We start from the raw sequence: 21927 nt of genomic DNA, 5'->3' as shown, positions 1-21927 counted from the left end.
GGCGGTATGCTCCTGAAATTGATTAAACAATTGAAAATTGAATTGACTGTTCAAAAATGAATTCTGAATCAATTTATAGTGCTCCGTCAATGCCCCCGCTGCCGGAGCCTTTGGCGCGCTTCCTCCTGCCGGGCGAAGGCGAGCGGCCGTCCAAGCGCGAACGCACGCGGCGGCAACTGCTGCACGCCACGGTGGAGGTGATCGCATCGCGGGGCGTGGCCGGCACCACCATTCAGGAGATCGCGCGCGTGGCCGGCATGGCGCCCGGCACGGTCTACAACCACTTCAGCACGCGGGAAGAGATCTTTGAAGCGCTGGCTCTGGCGCTGTTCACCACGCTCAACGAGCGTGTGGTGCAGAGCTACCAGCACATTGAGGACGGGGCGCAGCGCATGAGCATCGGCATGCGGCGGTTCCTCTGGCTGGCGGAAGTGAGCGCACCCTGGGCCCTGCTGATGATTCAGCTGGCGATGGCCCACCCCCAGGCCATTGAACTGGTCAAGCCGTATTCCTTGGCCGATCTGCGGCGAGCGAAAGCGCAGGGGCGATTTGATGTGGTGGATGAAGAGGCCGCCATCGACATGGTGTTCGGTACCTGCATCCGCGCGCAGGTGCGCATTGCGCAAGGGGAGGTGGCTGACTCTCCCGCGTTTGTGAACGCACTGCTGCAGATGGTGCTGCGCGGGCTGGGAATGGCGGCGGCCGATGCGGCCGAGGTCATGGCGCGGCCGCTGCCAGCGTTCACCACGCAGGCTGCTGCAGGGGCCGTTACCGCGCGGCGAAAATCACCCCGCGCAAGCTCCTAGCAAAGCCATTGCAACGATGTGGGTGGGTGGTGCCAGCGGCGCGATGGGGCAACCGGGGGCTGCCTGATTGGTCAGCGCCCAGATGCCGTAAAGTTGTGCTCGCGCCGTGGATTGCCCGCCTCTCCCACGGTGCTCTGGCCCATCCCCCAACGAAAGCACTACCACCATGACCACCCTCGGAACCCCCCTGTCCCACCACGCCACCAAAGTCATGCTGCTGGGCTCGGGCGAGCTGGGCAAGGAAGTGCTGATTGCGCTGCAGCGTCTCGGGGTCGAGACCATCGCCGTCGACCGCTACGACAACGCGCCCGGCCAGCAGGTGGCCCACCACGCGCGCACCATCACCATGAGCGACCCGGCCCAGCTCAAGGCGCTGATCGAAGCCGAGCGCCCGCACCTGGTGGTGCCCGAGATCGAAGCCATTGCCACCCCCATGCTCGAAGAGCTGGAAGCCGCGGGCACCGTGCGGGTGATCCCCACCGCCCGCGCCGCGCGCTTGACCATGGACCGCGAAGGCATCCGTGTGCTGGCTGCCGAGACGCTGGGCCTGCCCACCAGCCCTTACAAGTTCTGCAACTCGCTCGAAGAGTTGCAGGCGGCGATTGATGCCGGTGTCGGCTACCCCTGCATCGTCAAGCCTGTGATGAGCAGCTCCGGCAAGGGCCAGAGCAAGATCGACGGTCCGGCCGACGTGCAAAAAGCCTGGGACTACGCCATGGCCGGTGGCCGCGTGAGCCACGGCCGCGTGATCGTCGAGGGCTTCATCGACTTTGACTACGAAATCACCCAGCTCACCGTGCGCTCTGTGGGTGCGGACGGCCAGATCGTCACCAGCTTTTGCGACCCCATCGGCCATGTGCAGGTGAGCGGCGACTATGTGGAAAGCTGGCAGCCCCACCCCATGCATCCGGCAGCACTCGAAAAATCGCGCCAGATCGCCAAGGCCGTGACTGACAACCTGGGGGGCCAGGGTTTGTTTGGTGTAGAGCTGTTCGTGAAGGGCGAGAACGTGTGGTTCAGCGAAGTGAGTCCGCGCCCGCACGACACCGGCCTCGTGACGCTGTGCACCCAGCACCAGAGCGAGTTCGAGCTGCACGCCCGCGCCATCCTGGGCCTGCCGGTGGATACCAGCCTGCGCAACCCGGGCGCCAGTGCCGTCATCTACGGCGGCGTTGAGGCCCAGGGCATCGTGTTTGACGGTGTGGACAACGCTCTGCGCGTGCCGGGCACCGACCTGCGCTTGTTTGGCAAGCCCGAGAGTTTTGTGAAGCGCCGCATGGGCGTGGCGCTGGCGCGTGCCGACAATGTGGACAGCGCGCGGGCCAACGCCAAGCTGGCTGCGGGCAAGGTGAGGCCCCGCGCGGCCTGATGACCCAGGCCTGCAGCAGGTGCAGGCCGGTGCCATGGCGCTTGTGAAGGAGCAACCCTGTGAGCCTGAGTGCACGCATTCTGTGGCTGGTGCTGGCGGCCTCTTTGCTGCCGGTGCCGGCCCTTGTGTGGCTCCTGCTGGAGTTCCGGTCGGCCACCACCACCCAGGCGCGTGACCGTTTGGTGGCCCGGGCCAGCATCATCGCGAGCGATCTGGACGACAAGATCGCGGGCACGGGGCAGCTCTTGTTTGGCCTGGGGCGCGTGCCCCTGCTGGCCGCGGGCGACAAGGCGGCCTGCTCGGACTTTCTGGCGGATGTCCTCAAGGAGCATCCGCAGTACACCGGCATCCTCACCATCCAGCCCGACGGCTCCCTGTTTTGCGATTCCTTGCGCAGCGGCCGGGCGCTGGATTTGCGCGACCGCAGCTACTTCCAGCGGGCGCAGACGGCCACAGGCCCGGTGCTGGAGGCCGCCATTGGCCGCCTGACGGGCAAAGGCGTGCTGCAGGTGGCCTACCCGGTGCGCGACCCTGCGGGGGCTTTGCGCTTCATCCTGCTGGCCTCGCTGGACATGCAGGACTACGGCCAGACCATGGTGCATGCGCAGCGCTACGAGCGCATGAATCTGCAGGTCTGGAATGCCGATGGATCCGTGGTCATGGACTTCCACCGGCCCGAGGTGCCGTCCTTGGCTGCGGGCGGGGCTGAACGTGCCTTCATGCTGCAGCCTGCCGACGGTCATGCCCTGATGGAGGGCAGCGATGGCGTGCGGCGTGTGTGGGTGCGCGCCCCGCTGCCGCGCTCGCAAGGCGCGGACTTGCGCCTGGCCTTGGCCGTGCCTGAAGACGACTTGCGAGGCCCCGTGGAGCGCCAGTTCCGCCGTGCACTGCTGGGGGTGCTGGCGCTGGCGGCGGTGGTCTTTGTGGCGGCCTGGCTGTTGGTGGAGTTTTCTGTCCGCCGCCACGCCATGCGTGCCATTCGCGCCATTGGCCGGTTGGACGCGGGCAACTACGCCGAACCCATCGGCGCACCTTATCCCCCCGGCGAGCTGGGGCAGGTGGCCCGCGCGCTGGATCGCATGGCGGAGTCGCTGCTGCGTCAGCAGCAGTCCATCGCGCAGCACACCGAAACGCTGGAGCGCCAGGCGCGGCGCGACCCGCTGACGCATCTGGCCAACCGCTACAGCCTGACCGAACGGCTGGACGCGGCGCTGGAGCGGGCCCGGGAGCAGGCGCACTGCGTGGCGGTGCTGGCCATGGACCTGGACCGGTTCAAAGGGGTGAACGACAGCCTGGGCCATGCACGGGGCGATGCCTTGCTCCGGGAGGTGGCGGCCCGGCTGCAGGGCTGCGTACGCCCTGGCGACGTGGTGGCGCGGCTGGGAGGGGATGAGTTTGTGGTGGTGCTGCCCGACCTGCCGGACGCGGCGGTGGTAGAGCCGATGGCGCGGCGCATCTTGCGGGCGCTGACGCTGCCCGTCGAGACCGGCGCATCCAGCTGGTTGCTGGGCACCAGCCTGGGCATCGCCGTGTTCCCGCAGGATGGAGACTCCGGCGACCTGTTGCTGCGCAATGCAGACGTGGCCATGTACGACGCCAAGGACCTCGGCGGCAACCGGCTGGCTTTCTTCAGCCAGCACATGACCGAGGTGCTGACCGAGCGCTTGCGGGTGGAAGCCGGCCTGCGCCACGCCATCGAACACGGCGGGCTGCGCTTGCACTACCAGCCCATCATGGATGCGCGGACAGGCCAGGTGTCTTCGGTCGAAGCGCTGGTGCGCTGGGCGGACCCGGAGCGGGGGCTCGTGTCGCCACTGCAGTTCATCGGCATTGCGGAAGACACGGGGCTGATTGTGCCCCTGGGCGAATGGGTGCTGAACGAGGCCTGCGCGCAGGCGCGCCGGTGGCTGGATGCCGGATGGGGCGAAATACCGGTGGCGGTGAACCTGTCGGCGCGCCAGTTCCAGGAGCCCGACCTGGACCGGGTGGTGGACCGCGCCTTGCAGCGCACGGGGTGCCCGTCCCATCTGCTGCAACTGGAGATCACCGAAAGCTCCATCATGGAGCCCGTGGAGCAGGCCCTGCAGACCATGCAACGCCTCACGTCGCTGGGCGTGCAGCTGGCCATTGACGACTTCGGCACCGGCTATTCGTCACTCAGCCAGCTCAAGCGGTTTCCGGTGCGCAAGCTCAAGATTGACCGCTCTTTCGTCAACGACCTGGGGAGCAACGACCGGGGCGAAGCGCTCGTGGACGCCATCGTGGCCCTGGCGCAAAAGCTGGGCCTGCGCACGGTGGCCGAGGGGGTGGAAACCGAGCACCAAGCCCAGTGGCTGGCACGGCTGGGCTGCGACGAACTGCAGGGCTACCTCTTTTCCCAGCCTTGTGCGCCACAAGATCTGGAAAACTGGTGGCAGGGCCGGGTGGCCGGCTCCCCGGTCGGTATCACTCGCGGATCTGCCGCCCGGTGAGCTTGAGGAACAGGTCTTCCAGGTTCGCGGGCCGGTGCAGCGTGCGCAGGTGGCCGTGCTGGCCCAGCGCCTGCAACAGCGGCTGCGCATTCTGCGTGTAGAAAAACACGGTCTCGCCACTGACCTCCACGCGGGCGGCCAGGGTGCGCAGCGCGGCGTCTTCCGCCATCTGCACGGCACCCACGCCAAACACTTCCACCACATCGGGCTCCAGGTGCTGGGCAATCAGCTCGCGCGGGCGGCCTTCGGCGATCTTGCGGCCATGGTCCAGCACCAGCAGGCGCGAGCACAGGCGTTCGGCCTCGTCCATGAAGTGGGTGGTCAGCAGGATGGACTTGCCTTGCTGCAGCAGCAATTGCAGCCGCTCCCACATCAGATGGCGGGCTTGCGGGTCCAGGCCGGTGGTGGGCTCGTCCAGCAGCAGCAGGCGCGGGTTGTTGACCAGCGCGCGCGCCAGCGACAGGCGCCGCTTCATGCCGCCGGACAACTCACCCGGCTTGGCATTGGCCTTGTGGGTGAGGGCGGCAAACTCCAGCAATTGGGGTACACGCTCGTCCATCACAGCGCCCTTCAGGCCGAAGTAGCGGCCGAAGACGCGCAGGTTTTCGGCGCAGGTGAAGTCTGGGTCCAGTGTGTCGAACTGGGTGACCACGCCCAACTGCGCTTTGATGGCCAGCGCATCGCGGGGCATCAGCAGCGGTGCGGTGCCCGGCTGCGGCGTGAAGTGCACTTCGCCACCGTCGGGCGACGCCAGGCCCAGGCACATGCGGATGGTGGTGGTCTTGCCCGCGCCGTTGGGGCCGATCACGCCCAGGCATTCGCCGGGAGCAATGGCGAAGGACACGTCGTCCACCACCGTGGTCTCGCCATAACGTTTGCGCAGGTGCAGGGCTTCAAAAAGTGCGGTCATGGAGGGATTGTGTGCGACGAGTACGCTCGTGGTGCCCGGGGCGAAATTTTTGCCAGAATATGCCACAGGCGCTAGTGGATATTGCGCCGGATGCTATCAAAAAAGGACTGATCGACTCATTCTGCTGCGACCAGCCGCCCCCGGCCCGCCGTCTTGGCTGCGTAGAGTGCGCCATCGGCTCGGGCCATCAGTTCTGCCAAGTCCGCCTCACCGGGCTGCAGCACGGCCATCCCGGCGCTGTAGTCCAGCGCAAAGCCCAGCTCTGCCACGCTGACGGCATGCAGATGCCTGCGCAGCCGCCGGTCCAGGGCCAGTCCAGCGGGTGCGCTGTTGTGCAACAGCAGCACGCCAAACTCCTCGCCACCCAGGCGCCCGACCAGGTCGCCGCTGCGGCAGGTGTCGCCCAGCAGGCGGGCAAACAGTTGCAGGGCGCGGTCTCCGGCCTCGTGGCCGTGGGTGTCGTTGACCTGCTTGAAGTGGTCCAGGTCCAGCATCATTGCCGTCATGGGCAACTGGTGGCGTGCGGCGTGTGCCAGCAGGCTGCTGCCTTGGGTGGTGAAGCCTCGCCGGTTGAGCACGCCGGTGAGGCCATCGGTCATCGCCAGCGTGCGCAGCTTGTGTTCGGCCTCCGACCGCCACGCCACCAGCAGGGCGACGGTGCCCAGCACCAGGCTCACATTGGTGGCCACAGCAGCTGCCAGGTTGACGGGATGGGGCGTGCGAAAGCTCGGGTACTGGTCGGTGAAGGCGCCCAGCATGCCCCGCGCCAGCGTGAAAGCGGCCGACGTCAGCAGGCAGCCCATCAGCAGGCTGCGCCAGCGCAGGTTGGCCTCCACCACGGGCGCCAGGGTGGCGCGCGCAACGATGCATAAAATGGTGGCCATCAAAAAGTTAGCCCAGCCCACGCGCCAGGCGTAGTGCCCAAAACCCAGGGTGTAGCCCAGCGGGGCGGCAATCACCAACACCAGCAGCACGCGGCGCAAGGGGCGGGGGCCCAGCCATTCCTCCAGCGCGCGGTACAGCATCCACTGCGCGGCCGCGTTGCAGGCAATCGACAGGGTGGAGAGGGCCTGGTCCCACAGGGTGGCCGAGGCGATGATGGTCGACCAGGCCACCGCCTGCAGCAGCATGCTGGCCTGCATGTTGCGGGCGGCGCGGCTCACGTCCCGGCCCATGATCAGCGGCAGCGCGGCCGAGATCATGAACAGGTTGGCCGCCATGACCGTCATGAGGGTGAGGAAATCCAGTGGCATGCGCAGCGGCCTCGGGCCAGTCGTTTACTGAAATGCGACCTCGGCAAAGCTGCGCAGCTTGCGGCTGTGCAGGCGGTCCACGCCGCCGTTGCGCAGGATCTCGATGGCGCGCATGCCGATGCGCAGGTGCTGGTCCACCCGCTCGCGGTAGAAGTGGTTGGCCATGCCGGGCAGCTTGATCTCGCCATGCAGAGGCTTGTCGCTCACACACAGCAAGGTGCCATAGGGCACGCGGAAGCGGAAGCCGTTGGCGGCGATGGTGGCGCTTTCCATGTCCAGCGCCACGGCGCGGCTCTGGCTGAAGCGGCGCTGCGGCGTGTTGTCCGGCAGCAGCTCCCAGTTGCGGTTGTCGGTGCTGGCCACGGTGCCGGTGCGCATCACGCGCTTCAGGTCTGCGCCGCTGATCTGCGTGACATCGGCCACCGCCTGCTGCAGCGCCAGCTGGATCTCGGCCAGCGCCGGGATGGGCACCCACAGCGGCAGGTCTTCGTCCAGCACATGGTCCTCGCGCACATAGGCGTGGGCCAGCACGTAGTCGCCCAACTGCTGGCTGTTGCGCAGGCCCGCGCAGTGGCCCAGCATCATCCAGGCGTGGGGGCGCAGCACGGCGATGTGGTCGGTGATGGTCTTGGCGTTGGCCGGGCCCACGCCGATGTTGACCATTGTGATGCCGCTCGCGTCCTTGCGCATCAGGTGGTAGGCGGGCATCTGCGGGAGACGGGGCGGGGCTGCGCCCAGCTCGTCGCCGGCTTCGGCGCTCAGACCCACGCGGCGCGTGACCACGTTGCCGGGTTCGATGAAGGCGATGTATTCGCTGTCGGGTTTGGCCATCTCGGCGTGGCCCAGGCGCACGAATTCGTCGATGTAGAACTGGTAATTGGTGAACAGCACGAAGTTCTGGAACCACTCGGGCGCTGTGCCTGTGTAGTGGCGCAGGCGGTGTAGCGAGTAGTCCACGCGCGGCGCGGTGAACAGCGAAAGCGGCTGCGCCTCGCCAGGCGCGGCCTGCCAGGTGCCGTTGGCGATGCCGTCGTCCATGGCGGCCAGGTCGGGCAGGTCGAACACGTCGCGCATCAGCATGCGGCGGGCCTGGGTCAGCGTGCCCTCGATGTGGTCGTGCTCGGCGAACGAGAAATGGATCGGGATGGGGTGGGTGCTGGTGCCCACTTCCAGTTCCACGTTGTGGGCCGCGCGCAGCAGGCGGAACTGTTCGGCGTAATAGTTGGCAAACAGGTCGGGCCGGGTCAACGTCGTTTCATACCGCCCGGGGCCTTCCACAAAACCATAGGCCAGCTTCGTGTCGGCCCGCGCCACGGTGGTGGTGTGTACCCGCACAAACGGGTAGAACGCGCGCACCGCGCCCTCGGGCGTCTCGCCCGCCACAAAACGCTGCATGGCGTCGCGCAGGTGACCGATTTGTTGTTGGTAAATACGCTGCACCTGGGCCAGGGCGTCGGCCGGGTCGGTGTGGCGGGTGGGGGCGATGAAGTCGGGGATGATGGGCATTCCCCTATTGTCCACAAGCCAGAAGGCCGGGAAGGCAAGGAATGTGTTACCCGCGCAACCAGCGCTCTGTTGCCTCTGCGTCCAAAGGGGCTGACACCGCAAACCCCTGGATCAAATCACACCCCAGTCCCGCCAGCAGGTCGATTTGCGCCTGCGTTTCCACCCCTTCGGCCACGGTTTGGAGCTGGAGGCTGCGGCCCATCTGGATGATGGCGGTGACGATGGCCACGTCGTCGGTGTTCTCTGGGGTGTCGGCCACAAAGGATCGGTCGATCTTGAGCTTGTCGATGGGGTAGCGCTTGAGGTAGGCCAGCGATGAATACCCCGTGCCGAAGTCGTCGATGGAGATGCCCACGCCCAGGGCCTTGATCGCGTTGAGGGTGTCCAGCACCTGGCCGGTCTGGTGCATGAGCACGGACTCCGTCAGTTCAATCTCCAGGTACTGCGGGGCGAGGCCGGTTTCGAGCAGCACGGCGGCGATCTCGGCGGCTACGTCCCGTTGGCGGAATTCGAGGGCCGAGAGGTTGACGGCCACGGGCACCGGGGCCAGGCCCTCGTCTTGCCAGGCCTTGAGCTGGCGACAGGCCTCGCGCATGACCCAGCGGCCGATGGGCGTGATGAGGCCGCGCGATTCAGAGAAGGTGATGAACTCATCCGGCCCGACCAGTCCCCGCTCGGGGTGGCGCCAGCGCACCAGCGCTTCCAGGCCTTGCAGCGTGCCGTCGGCCAGGCGTATTTGTGGTTGGTAGTGCAGCTCGAAGTCGTTGCGGACGATGGCGTCGCGCAGCAGGCGCTCCTGGTGCAGCACATCGAGGGCGCTGGCGTCCATGCTGGCGGCGTAGAACTGGCGGTTGCCGCGCCCACTTTCTTTGGCGTGCTGCATGGCCGCATCGGCACAGCGGAGCAACACGTCGGCACTGGCGCCGTGGTCCGGAAACAGGCTGATGCCTATGGAGGGGGAGATGGTGAGCGGCAGGTGATCGACCGTGAACACGCCATGCATCGAGTCCAGCAGTTTGTCGGCCACCATGGCTGCGTCATCGGGCGTCTGGATGTCGGTCAGCACCACCACAAACTCGTCGCCACCCAGCCGGGCCACGACATCGGCGTCGCGCACGCCGTTGCGCAGGCGCTCGGCCACGTTGCGAAGCAGCTGGTCGCCCGCGTGGTGGCCCAGTGAGTCGTTCACGGTCTTGAAATGGTCCAGGTTCATGAACAGCACGGCCACGCGGCCGTGGCGCCTGCGCGCCAGCGAAAGCACCTGCGACAGCTGCTCCATCAGGAAGTGCCGGTTGGGCAGCTGCGTGAGGGTGTCGTGCAGGGCGATGAAGGCCTCGCGTTCCTGCGCCTGCTTGCGGGCCGTGATGTCGCGCACCACCACGATGCGGTAGTCCGCGTGGTGCAGGGGCATGGTCTTGCCGACGACCTCGACGGGGATGGCATGGCCGTCCTTGTGGCAGATGGTGACCTCGTAAGGGTCCTCCCGTCCGCTGCGGGTGTACTCCAGCGCTGTGGCGCGCCATTCGGAGCTGATGAAGTTGAAGATCGACAGGCCGGTGACTTCGTGCAGGTTGTAGCCTGTGAGCCGGGTGAGCGCCTCGTTGCCGTCGGTGATGAGGCCGTCGCGGTGGAACACGATGGCCTCGTCCGTGGCCTCGGTGAACTTGCGCATGCGCTCTTCGCTCTGGCGCACCTCGCGCTCGGCGCGCCAGCGCTCGGTGATGTCGGTGATCAGCACAAAGGAGCCGAGTTGCTGCCCCGCGCCGTCAAAGTGTGGAATCAGGTTGACCTCGATCATCCGCACCTCGTCATTGGGCAGGATCTGCTCGCGGGTGTATTTCACGCGCTCACCGTGCGAGCAACGCTCCACGTGCGGCTGGATGGCCTGCCAGGCCTTGTCGCCAATCGCTTCCTGCACCGTCAGGCCCAGGATGGATTCGGTGCTGTGGCCGTTGTAGGCGGCATAGCCCTGGTTGGCAAACTGGCAGCGCAGGCCGGGCAGGTCGTAGTAGGCCATCAGCGCCGGCACCGAGTCGGCAATCAGGCGCAGCAATGCATCGCTGGAGCCGCTGGGGCCAGGGGCGGGGGCTGCGTGGGGGCGGTCTTGCATGGGCTGGCGCTGGTGGGATTCGTTATAGCCGATCCACCTGACTCCCAGCCTTGGGGCAATTCCGCATGTTCGCTGGCTGGAGGCGCTGTGCGGCCGGTCTTTCTGTCACCATGCTGCGTTGCCGCAATCACGATCAACAGGAAAGGTGTGGGCGTCCCATGCAGGAGTTTGGCGGGTTTTCCAGCGCGCTGGCCGTATTGGCGAGCGCGGCGGGCTGTGGTTTGCTCATGGGCATCGAGCGCGAGCGCCGCAAGGGCGCCGGGCCCGACCGTGCGTTGGCCGGGGTGCGGTCGTTCACGCTGGCCTCCCTGGCGGGCGCGGCGGCGGCGCTCACGGCCGTGCCTGCGCTGGTGGCGGTGGGGGCTGCCCTGGTGGCAGCACTGGCCGTGGTGGCCTATGCGCGCGACCGGTCCGGCGACCCGGGTGTGACCACCGAGATCGCCCTGCTGCTGGCCTATGTGATCGGGGTGACCTGCGCGCGCGACCAGTTGCTGGCCGCCGCCCTGGCGGTGGTGGTGACGGGGCTGCTGGCGCTGCGGGACGCGCTGCACCAGTTCTCCAACCAGTGGCTGCAGCCCGGCGAGGTGCGCAGCGGGCTCATTCTGGCCGCGCTGGCCTTGCTGGTGTACCCGCTGGCCCCCAACACGCCCCTGTGGCAAGGCGTGCTGAACCCACAGGTGGTCGTGCGCCTGGTCATCGTGCTGCTGGTGATCCAGTCGCTGGCGCACCTGGCCAAGCGGCTGATGCAGGCGCGCCACGCGGTGGCGTTGTCGGCGCTGGCGTCTGGCTTTGTGTCGAGCACCGCCACCATCGGCAGCCTGGGCATGGAGGTGCGCGCGGGCGGGGCCACGGCGCGCGCCAACGCGGGGGCTGCGGTGCTGTCGTGTGTGGCCACCATGGCACAGATATTGGTGGTGGCCGCCACGGTGCAGCCCCAGTGGCTGGCGCGGCTGTGGCTGCCCGCGCTGGCAGGCGGGTGCGTGGCGGCGGCTGTGGGCTGGTGGGGTGGGCGGGGCGCGGGGCGCCGTACGGCCACGGCGGCAGATGCCGGGGTGGATGGGGCTTGGGTCGTCCCACCAGATACCCCCATGTTCAAGCTGCGCGATGCCTTGCTGATCGCAGCCCTGCTCACGGGCATCCAGGTCGGCGTGCAGGTGCTCACCGCTTGGCAGGGCGATGCAGGCATGCTGGCTGGCGCGTTGCTGGCGGCGCTGGCCGACGTGCACGCCGCCACCGCCGCTGTGCTGGTGCGCGGCGGTCCGGACAGCGCGTTCGCCCCCGCCATCGCGCAAGCCCTGATGGCCGCGCTGCTGGTGCATGCGGGCAGCAAATGTGTGGTGGCCCTGGCGAGCGGGGGCTGGCGCTACGCCCTGGCGGTGGCGCCGGGCGTGTTGGCACACACCCTGGCCTTTGTGGGGGTGCTGGCCCTGCTGGCATAGCGGCCGATGGAGGGCGGGCCGGATAATCGGCCCATGACCTCCAAAGAAAACCAAGCCCGCACTGATTTCAGCGCGCTGGCCCTGAGCCCCGCCATGCTGGCCAACCTGCAGCAGCTGGGCTACACCACGATGACGCCCATTCAGGCGGCCAGCCTGCCGCCCGCCCTGCTGGGCAAGGATCTGATCGCCCAGGCCAGCACCGGCAGCGGCAAGACCGCCGCGTTTGCGCTGGCGCTGCTGGCCAACCTCAACCCCCGCCGCTTTGCGGTACAGGCCCTGGTGCTGTGCCCCACGCGCGAGCTGGCCGACCAGGTGACCACTGAAATCCGCCGCCTGGCGCGCGCCGAAGAAAACATCAAGGTCGTGACCCTGTGCGGCGGCGTGCCGCTGCGCGGCCAGATGCTGAGCCTGGAGCATGGCGCGCACATCGTGGTGGGCACGCCTGGCCGGGTGATGGACCACCTGGAGCGCCAGCACCTGACGCTGGAGGCGCTCAACACCCTGGTGCTCGACGAGGCTGACCGCATGCTCGACATGGGCTTCTTCGACGACATCGTCGTGGTGGCCAAGCAGTGTCCCAAAGAGCGCCAGACCCTGCTGTTCTCGGCCACCTACCCCGAGGGCATCGCCAAGCTGAGCGCCCAGTTCATGAAGTCGCCCGAGCAGATCACCGTGCAGGCGCAGCATGCCGAGGGCAAGATCGAGCAGCGCTGGTACGAGGTGAAGAACAGCGAGCGCCTGCATGCCGTGTCGCTGCTGCTCAACCACTTCCGGCCCGATTCGTCCATCGCGTTCTGCAACACCAAGCAGCAGTGCCGCGACCTGGTGGCCGTGCTGCAGGCCCAGGGCTTCAGCGCGCTGGCGCTGTTTGGCGAGCTGGAGCAGCGCGAGCGCGACCAGGTGCTGGTGCAGTTTGCCAACAAGAGCTGCTCGGTGCTGGTGGCCACCGATGTGGCCGCGCGCGGGCTGGACATTGCCAACCTGGCCGCCGTGATCAACGTGGACGTGACACCTGACCCCGAGGTGCACATCCACCGCATCGGCCGCACGGGCCGGGGCGATGCCGAAGGGCTGGCGCTGAACCTGGCCAGCCTGGACGAGATGGGCAGCGTGGGCAAGATCGAGCAACTGCAGGGCCGAGAGTCGCGCTGGTTCCCTGTGGCCGACCTGACACCGACCGGCAACGGCCCGCTGGTGCCGCCCATGGTCACCATCCAGATCATCGGTGGCCGCAAGGAGAAGATCCGTGCGGGCGACGTGCTGGGCGCGCTGACCGGTGAGATGGGCTACACCCGAGAGCAGATCGGCAAGATCAACGTGAACGACTTCTCCACCTATGTGGCGGTGGACCGTGCCATCGGCGCCCAAGCTGCCCAGCGCCTGAACCAGGGCCGGGTGAAGGGCAAGACCGTGAAGGCCCGCCTGGTGACGGGAACCCAGGACTTTGAGTAAAAAGCGCCGGATGCGCTAGTCAATCATGCGCCAATAGCTATCAATTTGATAGTGGGTGCGCGTCCTGCACTGGCGGCATCAGCGCCGTGCTGCGGCAGCCTCCAGCATCCGCACCATCTCTCCAAAGCCCCGCTGGCGTGCCAGCGGCTGGGGCGTGTTGCCCTGCCGGTCGGTCAGTGCCTGGCTGGCCCCCGCCTGTAGCAAGGCTTGCAGTGTGGCCTGGTGGCGCGGACCGCCGTTGCCCAGCACGATGGACTCGATGAGCGCCGTCCAGTGCAGGTTGTTCACATGGTCCAGCGGCGCTCCGGCGGCGATCAACTGACGCACCACGCCGTCGTGCCCCAGGTGGGCGGCGGCGATCAGGGCCGTGCCGTCGTAGCGGCTGGTCACCTGTTTGGCGCTGGCGCCCAGCTGCAGCAGCACGCGCAGCGTGGCCTCGTCGTCGGCCACGGCGGCGATGGTCACGGCGTCGTAGCGGTCGTTCTCCAGCGCATTCAGGTCGGCCCCAGCCTGGGCCAGGGCGCGGATGGCATCGGCCTGCCGCGCATAGGTGGCCACATGCAGTGGCGTGCGCCCGTAGCCATCGCGGGCATTCACGTCGGCCCGCGCTGCGATCAGCTGGGTGAGCCTGGGCACATCGCCCCGCGCCGCAGCGGCATGCAGGCCCTGGTAGGCCGCTGTTTCGGCCGTCGTGGGTGGTACCTGGGCCTGGGCCGGGGTGGCACAGGCCAGTGCGGCGGCCAGGGCGAAAACAAGATTCCACGGCTTCATGGGGGCCTCCGTTGAATGCTCAGTTGCCTGTGGTGGGGCTAGCTTATTTCAGCAAGTCCTGCACCTTGGCGATGCCCGCCACCGCGCACTGCTCGTCCAGGTGGCCGCCGGGTGCACCGCCCACGCCCACAGCGCCGATCACCTCGTTGCCCACCTTCACCGGCACGCCGCCGCCCAGCAGCAGGTAGCCGGGGATGTTCACCAGGTTGGCCGCAGCGGGGTTCTTCTGCGCGCCTTCCATCATGGCCAGCGTGGTGTTCTTGGCCGATGCCGAGGTGTAGGCCTTGAGGCGGCTGGCTTCCAGCGTGTGGGGGCCGGCGTTGTCGGCGCGCTGCACAGCGCGCACGGTGCCTGCGCGGTCCACCACGGTGGCCGTGACGGCGTAGCCGTTGGCGGTGCAGGTGGCCACGGTTTGCGCGGCGATCTGCGTGGCCAGGTCCAGCGACATGTTCTTTTCGGTGCGCACGCCTTCGGCGCTGGCGGCGGTGGCGATCAGGGACAGGGTGAGGGCGGCGACGGTGGCGAGGCGGTTTTGCATGGTGTTCTCCGGTGTTTTTGCGTCGGTGCCACCCTTTGTGGCGCCGTGGGAGAACTGTAGAAATGGCCGCCGTTTTCAGCCATTCGGGCGGCTACGCGCGAGCCTCCGTAGAACTACGGAAGGCCTATGCCGACCGATTCAGGATGCGGCATCCACCAGCGCCGCATACCGCCGGATCAGCTGTGCCAGCGACTCGGCCCCCAGTTTGGCAAACAGGTTGGCGCGGTGCGTTTCCACCGTGCGCGGCGAGAGTTCCAGCGCCCGACCGATTTCCTTGTTGGTCAGCCCCTCGACGATCAATCCCAGCACCTCGCGCTCGCGGGCCGAGAGCTGCGCAAAACGATCGCGCGCCTGCTGGTCGGCCTGGTGGCGCTCGCGCGAGCGCACATGCTGGCGCACGGCGTTTTGCAGGGCTTCGATCAGCACCTCGTCGTCCACCGGCTTTTCCAGAAACTCGGCCGCGCCGGTCTTGAACGCGCGGCGGCACATCTCCACCGTGCCGTGGCCGGTGAGCAGGATCACGGGCTGGTCCACACCCTGGGCCAGCAGCTGCTCCAGCACCGTGAGGCCGCTGATGCCAGGCATGCGCACATCAAGCACGATGGCGCCGATGCTGGCACGGTCGAACCCCGCCATGAACGACTGCGGATCGGCCCAGGCCTGCACGCGCAGGCCTACGGTGCTGATGAGCAGGGCCAGGCCATCCCGCACAGCGGCATCGTCGTCCACCAGGTGGATCAGGGGCGAGAGGGAGGGGGCGCTATCGGTCATCGGTGGGTGGTGCGGCTTGCAGGGTCAGCACAAACTCGGCGCCCCGCTGGGTGGCGGACGGGGGCGTGGCCTCGGGCGCCAGGGCGAGCTGCGCGCCCATGGCCTGCGCCAGGCTCTCGCACAGCGTGAGGCCCAGGCCCAGCCCGCCGGTGCGCGTGGTGTAGAACGGCTCGAACAGGTGCTGGCGCGCCTCGGGTGGGATACCGGGGCCGTGGTCGTGCACCGACAGTGTTACCTGCCCGCTTGCCGCACACGCCATGCTCAGGCGCAGCAGGCGCTCTGCGGGCGGCACCTGCTCCAGCGCCTGCAGCGCGTTCATCAGCAGGTTGTGGATGATCTGCTGCAGGGCCACGGGGTCGGCCAGCACCGGGGGCAAGTCTGCGGCGGCCAACACCTCGGGCACCACGCCGCGCTGCGCCAGCTCGGGCTCCAGCAGGTCCAGCACGTCCTGCACGGCGGTGGGCAGTGCCAGGGGCTGGGCCTGGCCTGCCAGATCGGGTCGCTCCACCAGACGGCGCAGGCGGCCCACCACGGTGGATGCGCGGCGCGCCTGCTCCACGGCGCGAGCCATGGCGGTCTGTGCGGTGTCGAGGTCGGGCGGGTCATCGGCCAGCAGGCGCTGGGCGGCCTGCGTGCTGGAGAGCAGTGCCGTGAGCGGCTGGTTCAGCTCGTGCGCCATGCCCGCGGCCAGTTCGCCCAGCGTGTTCAGCCGCGCCACCTGGCCCAGGCGCAGCAGCTCTTCGGCCCGCTGGCGCGCCACGCGCTGGCGCCACAGGGCGCGGCCTGCGGCCCACAGCGCTGCGGTCAGCAGGCACCAGCCCAGCATGCGCCACCAGGGCAGTTCGTGCAGGCCCACGCTGCGGCGGGCCACCACGTCCAGCGGCTGGCTGGGTGCGGCCAGCAGTTTGTGAAAGTCGTAGGTGCGGATGCCGTTGCCCCGGCCGGCCGGGCCGGGTTGCACCACAAAGGCCGTGCCGCCACGCTCCAGCGTCACGCGCACCGGGCTGGTGGCCAGGTCCATGGGCCACTCGTCGGTGGGGATGGTGGCGCGCAGGTCGATGTGCAGTGCGTAGCTGGCGGGCGTACCGGCCAGCACCAGGTAGAAGCGGCCTGCGGGCAGGTCCAGCCCCGCCATCGCGGCGTGGCCCGTGCGCCGCGATGTGGTCTCGGCCGCTGCCAGCTCGGCCTGCAGCGCGGGCGGCCAGTCGCTGTGGGCCGAGCGCTGCAGCACGGCCAGGATTTGCGGGTACACCGACGGGAGGCGGGGCAGGGGCGATGCCGCGTTGTGCGGGCCATCCGCCGCAGCGGTAGCAGGCTGCAGCAGCGCCAGCGTGGCCATGATGGCGTCGTGCTGCACCACGCGCTGGCTCAGCAGCCGATGCACGATGCGTGCGTCGGTCTCAAACGCTGCGTGCAATTGCTGCAGGCGGTCCACCACCAGCCAGCCGCAACCGATGCAGGCCACCACCACCCACAGCAGCAGGCTGGGCAGGTGCAGGGCGTGTCGGGGCAAAAGGCGGCGCCAAGCGGGGAGCATGCGCGGATTCTGGCATGGGGCTGCGTTGTATCAACGCTGGGCGCACACTCTGGGCGCTCTGTTAAACGGAGCTTAAGGTGGCTCTGGTGTAATTTCAGACTGGCCCGTTTTCGCTCCTTCGCCTACTCACCATGTCCGCAACCTCTCCCGCATCCCACCCCTGGCTTTCACCCCGCAACCTGCTGTGGGCCTCGGTGGCCGTGGCGGTGGTCACCATCGCGCTCAAGACGCTGGCCTGGGTGGTCACGGGCTCGGTGGGTTTGCTGTCGGACGCGATGGAGTCGTTTGTGAACCTGGCCAGTGCCATGTTTGCGCTGGCCATGGTGACGGTGGCGCAGCGCCCGGCCGATGACGATCACCCCTACGGCCACCACAAGGCCGAATACTTTTCGTCGGGCTTCGAGGGCATCCTCATCATGGGCGTGTCGGCAGGCATCCTGTGGGCAGCCGGGCACCGCTTGTTCGACCCGCAGCCCATCGAGCAGGTGGGCTGGGGCCTGGGCCTGTCGGTGCTCAGCTCGGCCCTGAACGGACTGCTGGCCTGGGTGATGTTCCGCGCGGCGCGCGAGCACCGCTCCATCGCGCTGGAGGCCGATGCCCGCCACCTGGTCACCGATGTGTGGACTTCGGCCGGTGTGCTGGTGGGCATTGCGGGCGCGGCCCTGACCGGGTGGCTGTGGCTGGATGCGGTGGCGGCCATCGCCGTGGCGCTGAACATTCTGAAAGAGGGCGTGGAGCTGGTGTGGCGCTCGTCCCAGGGCCTCATGGATTCAGCCGTGGAGCCCGAGGTGCAGTCCACCATCGACGCCACGCTGCAGCAGTTTGTGGCGGCCCAGGCGCCGGGCGCTGTGCGCTTCGACCATGTCTCCACCCGCCGCGCAGGCCAGCGCCAGTTTGTGGACATGCACCTGCATATGCCCGCCGACTGGACTCTGCGCCATGCCGCCGAGCTGCGCGGCCAGGTCGAGCGTGCACTGATGACCGCCGTGCCCGGCCTGCGCGCCACCATTGAGCTGTTGCCCACCGATGTGGAGGCGCATTTTGACGACCCCCGTGACGATGTGAAGGATGCCGTGAAGTGATCAGCGTATTGCAACGTGTGCGCGAAGCGCGTGTGGATGTGGACGGGCAGACCGTGGGCGCCATTGGTGTGGGCCTGCTGGTGCTGGTGTGCGCCGAGCGCGGCGACACCGATGCCGAGGCCGACAGGCTGCTGGCCAAGATCCTCAAGCTGCGCATCTTTTCGGACGCGGCGGGCAAGATGAACCAGAGCGTGCAGGATATTGGTGGAGGCCTGCTGTTGGTCAGCCAGTTCACCCTAGCGGCCGACACCACCGGCGGCAACCGCCCGAGCTTTACCCAGGCGGCGGCGCCGGACGACGGGCGGCGGCTGTTTGACTACCTGGTGGCCCTGGCGCGCAAAGTCCACCCCGTGGTCGCCACCGGCCAGTTTGCGGCCGACATGCAGGTGCATCTGGTCAACGACGGGCCGGTGACGATCCCGCTGCGGATGCCGCCTGCCGTGGTGGCCGCCTGAATGCTGCACAGAGCTGCCTGGGGTGTGCCTGCGCACGGTGAGGCGCTACGATGGGTTTTTAAGGGGAACTCTCATGTACGAAAAGATCCTGGTGCCTGTGGACGGCAGCCCCACTTCGCTCGCGGGCCTGAATGAGGCCATTGCCCTGGCGCGTGTGATGGGCTCCACCATCAAGCTGCTGCATGTGGTGGATGAAATTTCGCTGATGACGAGCTTTGAGGCCGCCATGGCGTTACCGCCCAACGTGTTCGACCTCTTGAAGGAAGCGGGTCAGCAGGTGCTGTCGGATGCCGAGGCGCGGACGAAGGCTGCTGGCATTGCGGTGGAGGCCGAACTGTTCGAGAGTTATTCCGGGCGGGTCAGTGATCTGATCCTCACCAAAGCCAAGGAATGGGGCGCCCAGATCATCGTGCTGGGCACCCATGGCCGACGGGGTGTGGGGCGCATGCTGCTGGGCAGCGACGCCGAGCAGGTGTTGCGCCAGTCACCCGTGCCCGTGTTGCTGGTGCGCGGCGGCTGACCCTCTTACAGGCGGCGGTCCTGACAACGGGGTAGGTCAGCCCGTCAGTGCTGCCAGAAAAGCACGGCCGCAATCAGCAGCCCAGTGGCCACGCCGCCCCGGCGCAGCACCTTGGCAGGCCATTGGTGCGCCACGCGGGCACCGCCGTAGCCGTCGGTCTTGATAGGCACGCGCTACAGGCTATTTGGGTTCTGGTGTCTGCGAAGAAACCAGTGGCGATACAGGCAAAAACCGAAACGCCATCGACGCCAGCGCCAGCCAGGCCGCAATGGCCAGCATGACGGCCGTGTGGGCATCCCAGCCCAGCCACTGGGCGCCGGTGGCCACGATGCCGGTGAACCACTGCATCAGCGCCACGCCCAGGAACATCGCCATCGTGTAGGCCGACAAGGCCCGGCCCGTAAGCGAGGGCGGGTACGAGGCGCGCACATCGGCGTACTGCAGCACGCCGTAGCCCGACAGAAGCCCCATCAACAAAATCAGCACCACGCTGGCCGCAGGGTGCACCCGCAAAAAGGCCAGCAGCGCGAACAGCCCGGCCATCAGCAGCGAGGCATTGCCAATCCAGCGCCGGCGGCGGCCAATGCCCGGGTCCAGCCGACCCGCCAACCCGGGGGCGAACAGTGCAATCAGCGACAGCCCCAGCGCCACGTTGCCGCTGTCCACCAGGGTGAGGTGGTAGCGGTCCATCAGCAGCGGCGCCAGCCACAGGCCCCGCAGCGACAAAAAAGCGGCGTAGCCCGACATGCCCAGCAGCAGGATGCCCCAGGTGTGCGGCATCGTGAGCAGCTGGCCAAAGCCCAGCAGCGCCTGGCCCCAGGTTTCGCGCTGCGCCGGGGGCGGCACCAGCGGGGCGGGCTCGTGCACCCGCAGCCAGATCAGCAGCCACGACAGCGCGCTGAGCACCGCCAGCACGGCATAGCCCGTGCGCCAGCCGCCGCCGTGCTGCACCAGCCAGGCCAGCGGCGTGCCGGTAAACAGCAGGCCCAGCCCACCCACGCCCATGGCCACACCCGACAAGTAGGCAAACCGGTCGGCTGGAAAATGCCGCGCAATGAACAGCGTGCAGGCCAGAAACGCGGGCGAGCAGCCCACGCCGATCATCAGCTGGCCCACCATCAGCCACGCATAGCCGGGCGCTGCGGCCGAAAGTGCGGCCCCGCCAATCGCCAGCGGGAAGGCAGTGAGCACCGTGCGCCGCAGACCCCACAGGTCTAACCCCACGCCCATCAGCAACTGAGCCACGCCGAACGACAGGCCGAACAACCCGGCAAAGGCCCCCAGCGACCCCGGAGACAGTCCGAACTCGGCGGTCAGCCCCTGGGCCAGGATGGCGGTGGTTGTGCGAAACGCCTGGCTTAACGCAAAACCACTGAGCAGCGTGAGCAGCATGGCCCACAGCACGCGGTTGGGCGGACGGCCGCTGTCTGCCTTTGGCGCCGGCGCCGGCGAGGGTGCTGGTGCCGCCGCAGGCGTGGATCTGGGCGTTGGCGACGGGGCTGAGGAGCTGCTGTTCACTGCCGCCAGAAGAACACCGCTGCCATCACCAGCCCGGTGACCACGATGCCCCAGCGCAGCACGTTGGCAGGCAGCTTGCGCGCCACGCGGGCACCGCCGTAGCCGCCTGCGGTGGCCGCCACCATCATCATCAGCGCCTGGGGCCACAGCACGATGCCGCCCGCTGCGTAGATGGCTACCGCAATCGCGGTGAGCAGGGCCGAGACCAGATTTTTCATGCCGTTCATGGCGTTGAGCTGGGTTTGCCCCAGCAGGCCAAACAGCGCCAGCAGCAAGATGCCCAGCCCGCCGTTGAAGTAGCCACCATACCCCGCCACGGCCAGCATGCCCAGGGCCGCCTTCCACGGCGCAGCAGGGCCATGGGCCGACGCACCGGCCCACTGGCGCAGCCGGGGGCCCAGTGCAAACATCGCCGTGGCCGCCAGCAGCAGCCAGGGCACGACCTTGCGGAAGGTGGCGTCGGGCGTGATCAGCAGCAGCGCAGCCCCAGCCGATCCGCCAATGAGGGCCAGCACCACCACCGCCCGCATGGACAGGCCAGGCGGCGGCTGCATGTCTTCCCGAAACCCCCAGGCCCCTGCCATGTAGCCCGGAAGCAGCGCTACCGTGCCCGTTGCATTGGCCACCACGGGCGGCACGCCGGTGAAGACGAGGGCGGGCAGGGTCAGAAAGCTGCCGCCACCGGCGACGGCATTGAGGGCGCCGGCGACGAAGGCGGCAGCGACGAGAAGGGCGGTATCCAAAGTATCTCCTTGGCCACGGCGTAACGCGCGTGGCATTGCACCGATGTTAGGTGGAGATTCGGAGCTATTGAGTCCGGATTGCGACTGTAAAAGGTGCGACTGCTTTGCCTGCAGCTGTGTTTTAAAGCGACATTTAAAAGTGGGTTGTCCTCCGAGTCGCGGAGGAGCCTTGCGGCCGATCAGGTCGCGTAGGGGTCTTCAAAGCCCAGCTCTTGCAGGATGTCGGTCTCGTACGCCTCCATCTCCTCGGCATCGGCCTCGCTGGTTTCATGGTCCCAGCCCTGGGCGTGCAGCGTGCCATGCACCAGCATGTGGGCGTAGTGCTCTTCCAGGCTCTTGTTCTGCTCCTTCGCCTCCCGCTCAATCACGGGGGCGCAGAGCACCAGGTCGGCGGTCACCACGGGCTCCTGGGTGTAGTCGAACGTGAGCACGTTGGTGGCGTAGTCCTTCTTGCGGTATTCGCGGTTGAGCTGCTGGCCTTCTTCGGCACCCACGATGCGCACGGTGATCTCGGCGTCGGTGGCCAGCGCGTGGCGAATCCAGCGTGTGACCTTATGGCGGGGCAGTACGGCGCGGTGGGCGGCCACGCCGTCAAAGGTGCCGAACTGCAGCGACAGGGAGAGTTGGTTCAATGGCATTTGGATTGCTTTTGGCACTTGACGCTTGATGTATCAGC

Annotated in this window: 20 protein-coding genes; 8 read left to right on the top strand and 12 right to left on the bottom strand. The window is 67.8% G+C overall.

Annotated elements, in window-relative coordinates; all coding sequences use genetic code 11:
* The first annotated feature begins 89 nt into the window (after positions 1–89).
* The 3 genes from ACT531_RS01320 to ACT531_RS01310 all read left to right on the top strand — a co-directional run bounded on the left by ACT531_RS01320 (position 90) and on the right by ACT531_RS01310 (position 4646).
* On the top strand, positions 90–806 hold the full coding sequence (locus tag ACT531_RS01320) for a TetR/AcrR family transcriptional regulator (RefSeq protein WP_015012395.1): 717 nt from the start codon (positions 90–92) through the stop codon (positions 804–806).
* Between the two features lie 166 nt (positions 807–972).
* Positions 973–2175: a formate-dependent phosphoribosylglycinamide formyltransferase gene (purT, locus tag ACT531_RS01315; RefSeq protein ID WP_476016213.1), complete on the top strand. Its 1203-nt coding sequence runs from the start codon at positions 973–975 to the stop codon at positions 2173–2175.
* A gap of 59 nt (positions 2176–2234) precedes the next feature.
* Positions 2235–4646 carry a putative bifunctional diguanylate cyclase/phosphodiesterase gene (locus ACT531_RS01310; RefSeq protein ID WP_476016212.1) on the top strand — a complete coding sequence of 804 codons (2412 nt, stop codon included), beginning with the start codon at positions 2235–2237 and terminating at the stop codon, positions 4644–4646.
* On the opposite strand, the gene ACT531_RS01305 is transcribed toward ACT531_RS01310, so the two are convergent.
* The 4 genes from ACT531_RS01305 to ACT531_RS01290 all read right to left on the bottom strand — a co-directional run bounded on the left by ACT531_RS01305 (position 4621) and on the right by ACT531_RS01290 (position 10425).
* Positions 4621–5556, bottom strand: coding sequence for an ATP-binding cassette domain-containing protein (locus tag ACT531_RS01305; RefSeq protein WP_209816342.1), 936 nt, complete (start codon positions 5554–5556; stop codon positions 4621–4623). The genes ACT531_RS01310 and ACT531_RS01305 overlap by 26 nt on opposite strands.
* Positions 5557–5672: 116 nt before the next feature.
* A complete protein-coding gene (locus ACT531_RS01300; protein WP_476016211.1) occupies positions 5673–6809 on the bottom strand; it encodes a GGDEF domain-containing protein in 1137 nt (378 codons plus the stop codon).
* Between the two features lie 24 nt (positions 6810–6833).
* Positions 6834–8315 carry an AMP nucleosidase gene (locus ACT531_RS01295; RefSeq protein ID WP_476016210.1) on the bottom strand — a complete coding sequence of 494 codons (1482 nt, stop codon included), beginning with the start codon at positions 8313–8315 and terminating at the stop codon, positions 6834–6836.
* 46 nt (positions 8316–8361) lie between these two features.
* The gene (locus tag ACT531_RS01290; protein WP_476016209.1) at positions 8362–10425 is read right to left on the bottom strand and encodes a putative bifunctional diguanylate cyclase/phosphodiesterase; all 2064 of its coding nucleotides are present in this window, start codon (positions 10423–10425) and stop codon (positions 8362–8364) included.
* Positions 10426–10583: 158 nt separating this feature from the next.
* Between ACT531_RS01290 and ACT531_RS01285 the strand changes: the two genes are divergently transcribed.
* Both ACT531_RS01285 and dbpA read left to right on the top strand, forming a co-directional pair.
* Complete coding sequence (locus tag ACT531_RS01285) at positions 10584–11864, top strand: DUF4010 domain-containing protein (protein ID WP_476016208.1); 1281 nt, start codon at positions 10584–10586, stop codon at positions 11862–11864.
* Positions 11865–11897: 33 nt separating this feature from the next.
* On the top strand, positions 11898–13316 hold the full coding sequence (gene dbpA / locus ACT531_RS01280; RefSeq protein WP_056745567.1) for an ATP-dependent RNA helicase DbpA: 1419 nt from the start codon (positions 11898–11900) through the stop codon (positions 13314–13316).
* 78 nt (positions 13317–13394) lie between these two features.
* On the opposite strand, the gene ACT531_RS01275 is transcribed toward dbpA, so the two are convergent.
* The 4 genes from ACT531_RS01275 to ACT531_RS01260 form a co-directional block, all read right to left on the bottom strand.
* Positions 13395–14087 (bottom strand): ankyrin repeat domain-containing protein, encoded by a 693-nt coding sequence (locus ACT531_RS01275; RefSeq protein ID WP_476016207.1) that lies wholly within the window; start codon positions 14085–14087, stop codon positions 13395–13397.
* 43 nt (positions 14088–14130) lie between these two features.
* A complete protein-coding gene (locus ACT531_RS01270; RefSeq protein ID WP_056745563.1) occupies positions 14131–14625 on the bottom strand; it encodes a GlcG/HbpS family heme-binding protein in 495 nt (164 codons plus the stop codon).
* A gap of 138 nt (positions 14626–14763) precedes the next feature.
* Positions 14764–15396: a response regulator transcription factor gene (locus tag ACT531_RS01265; protein ID WP_343733800.1), complete on the bottom strand. Its 633-nt coding sequence runs from the start codon at positions 15394–15396 to the stop codon at positions 14764–14766.
* Positions 15386–16933, bottom strand: a complete 1548-nt coding sequence (locus tag ACT531_RS01260) for a sensor histidine kinase (protein ID WP_476016206.1) — start codon at positions 16931–16933, stop codon at positions 15386–15388. The genes ACT531_RS01265 and ACT531_RS01260 overlap by 11 nt, the downstream gene beginning before the upstream one ends.
* Before the next feature lie 131 nt (positions 16934–17064).
* Here ACT531_RS01260 and ACT531_RS01255 point away from each other — a divergent pair, with 131 nt between their 5' ends.
* The 3 genes from ACT531_RS01255 (at position 17065) to ACT531_RS01245 (ending at position 18990) form a co-directional block, all read left to right on the top strand.
* Positions 17065–18015 carry a cation diffusion facilitator family transporter gene (locus ACT531_RS01255; RefSeq protein WP_476016205.1) on the top strand — a complete coding sequence of 317 codons (951 nt, stop codon included), beginning with the start codon at positions 17065–17067 and terminating at the stop codon, positions 18013–18015.
* Positions 18012–18470, top strand: a complete 459-nt coding sequence (dtd, locus tag ACT531_RS01250) for a D-aminoacyl-tRNA deacylase (RefSeq protein WP_476016204.1) — start codon at positions 18012–18014, stop codon at positions 18468–18470. Before ACT531_RS01255 ends, dtd begins: the two co-directional genes overlap by 4 nt.
* A 73-nt stretch (positions 18471–18543) precedes the next feature.
* The gene (locus ACT531_RS01245; RefSeq protein WP_015015916.1) at positions 18544–18990 is read left to right on the top strand and encodes a universal stress protein; all 447 of its coding nucleotides are present in this window, start codon (positions 18544–18546) and stop codon (positions 18988–18990) included.
* Between the two features lie 44 nt (positions 18991–19034).
* Here ACT531_RS01245 and ACT531_RS01240 read toward each other — a convergent pair whose 3' ends face one another.
* The 4 genes from ACT531_RS01240 to ybeY all read right to left on the bottom strand — a co-directional run bounded on the left by ACT531_RS01240 (position 19035) and on the right by ybeY (position 21889).
* Positions 19035–19160: a hypothetical protein gene (locus ACT531_RS01240; protein WP_309826916.1), complete on the bottom strand. Its 126-nt coding sequence runs from the start codon at positions 19158–19160 to the stop codon at positions 19035–19037.
* Between the two features lie 10 nt (positions 19161–19170).
* Complete coding sequence (locus tag ACT531_RS01235) at positions 19171–20382, bottom strand: MFS transporter (RefSeq protein WP_476016203.1); 1212 nt, start codon at positions 20380–20382, stop codon at positions 19171–19173.
* 122 nt (positions 20383–20504) lie between these two features.
* Positions 20505–21287 carry a sulfite exporter TauE/SafE family protein gene (locus ACT531_RS01230; protein WP_309826912.1) on the bottom strand — a complete coding sequence of 261 codons (783 nt, stop codon included), beginning with the start codon at positions 21285–21287 and terminating at the stop codon, positions 20505–20507.
* A 143-nt stretch (positions 21288–21430) separates the two neighbouring features.
* Positions 21431–21889: an rRNA maturation RNase YbeY gene (ybeY, locus tag ACT531_RS01225; RefSeq protein WP_476016202.1), complete on the bottom strand. Its 459-nt coding sequence runs from the start codon at positions 21887–21889 to the stop codon at positions 21431–21433.
* Between the last annotated feature and the right edge of the window lie 38 nt (positions 21890–21927).

The sequence above is a fragment of the Acidovorax sp. DMC1 genome (assembly GCF_056314325.1).
This window is presented reverse-complemented; position numbering and strand designations above follow the sequence as displayed.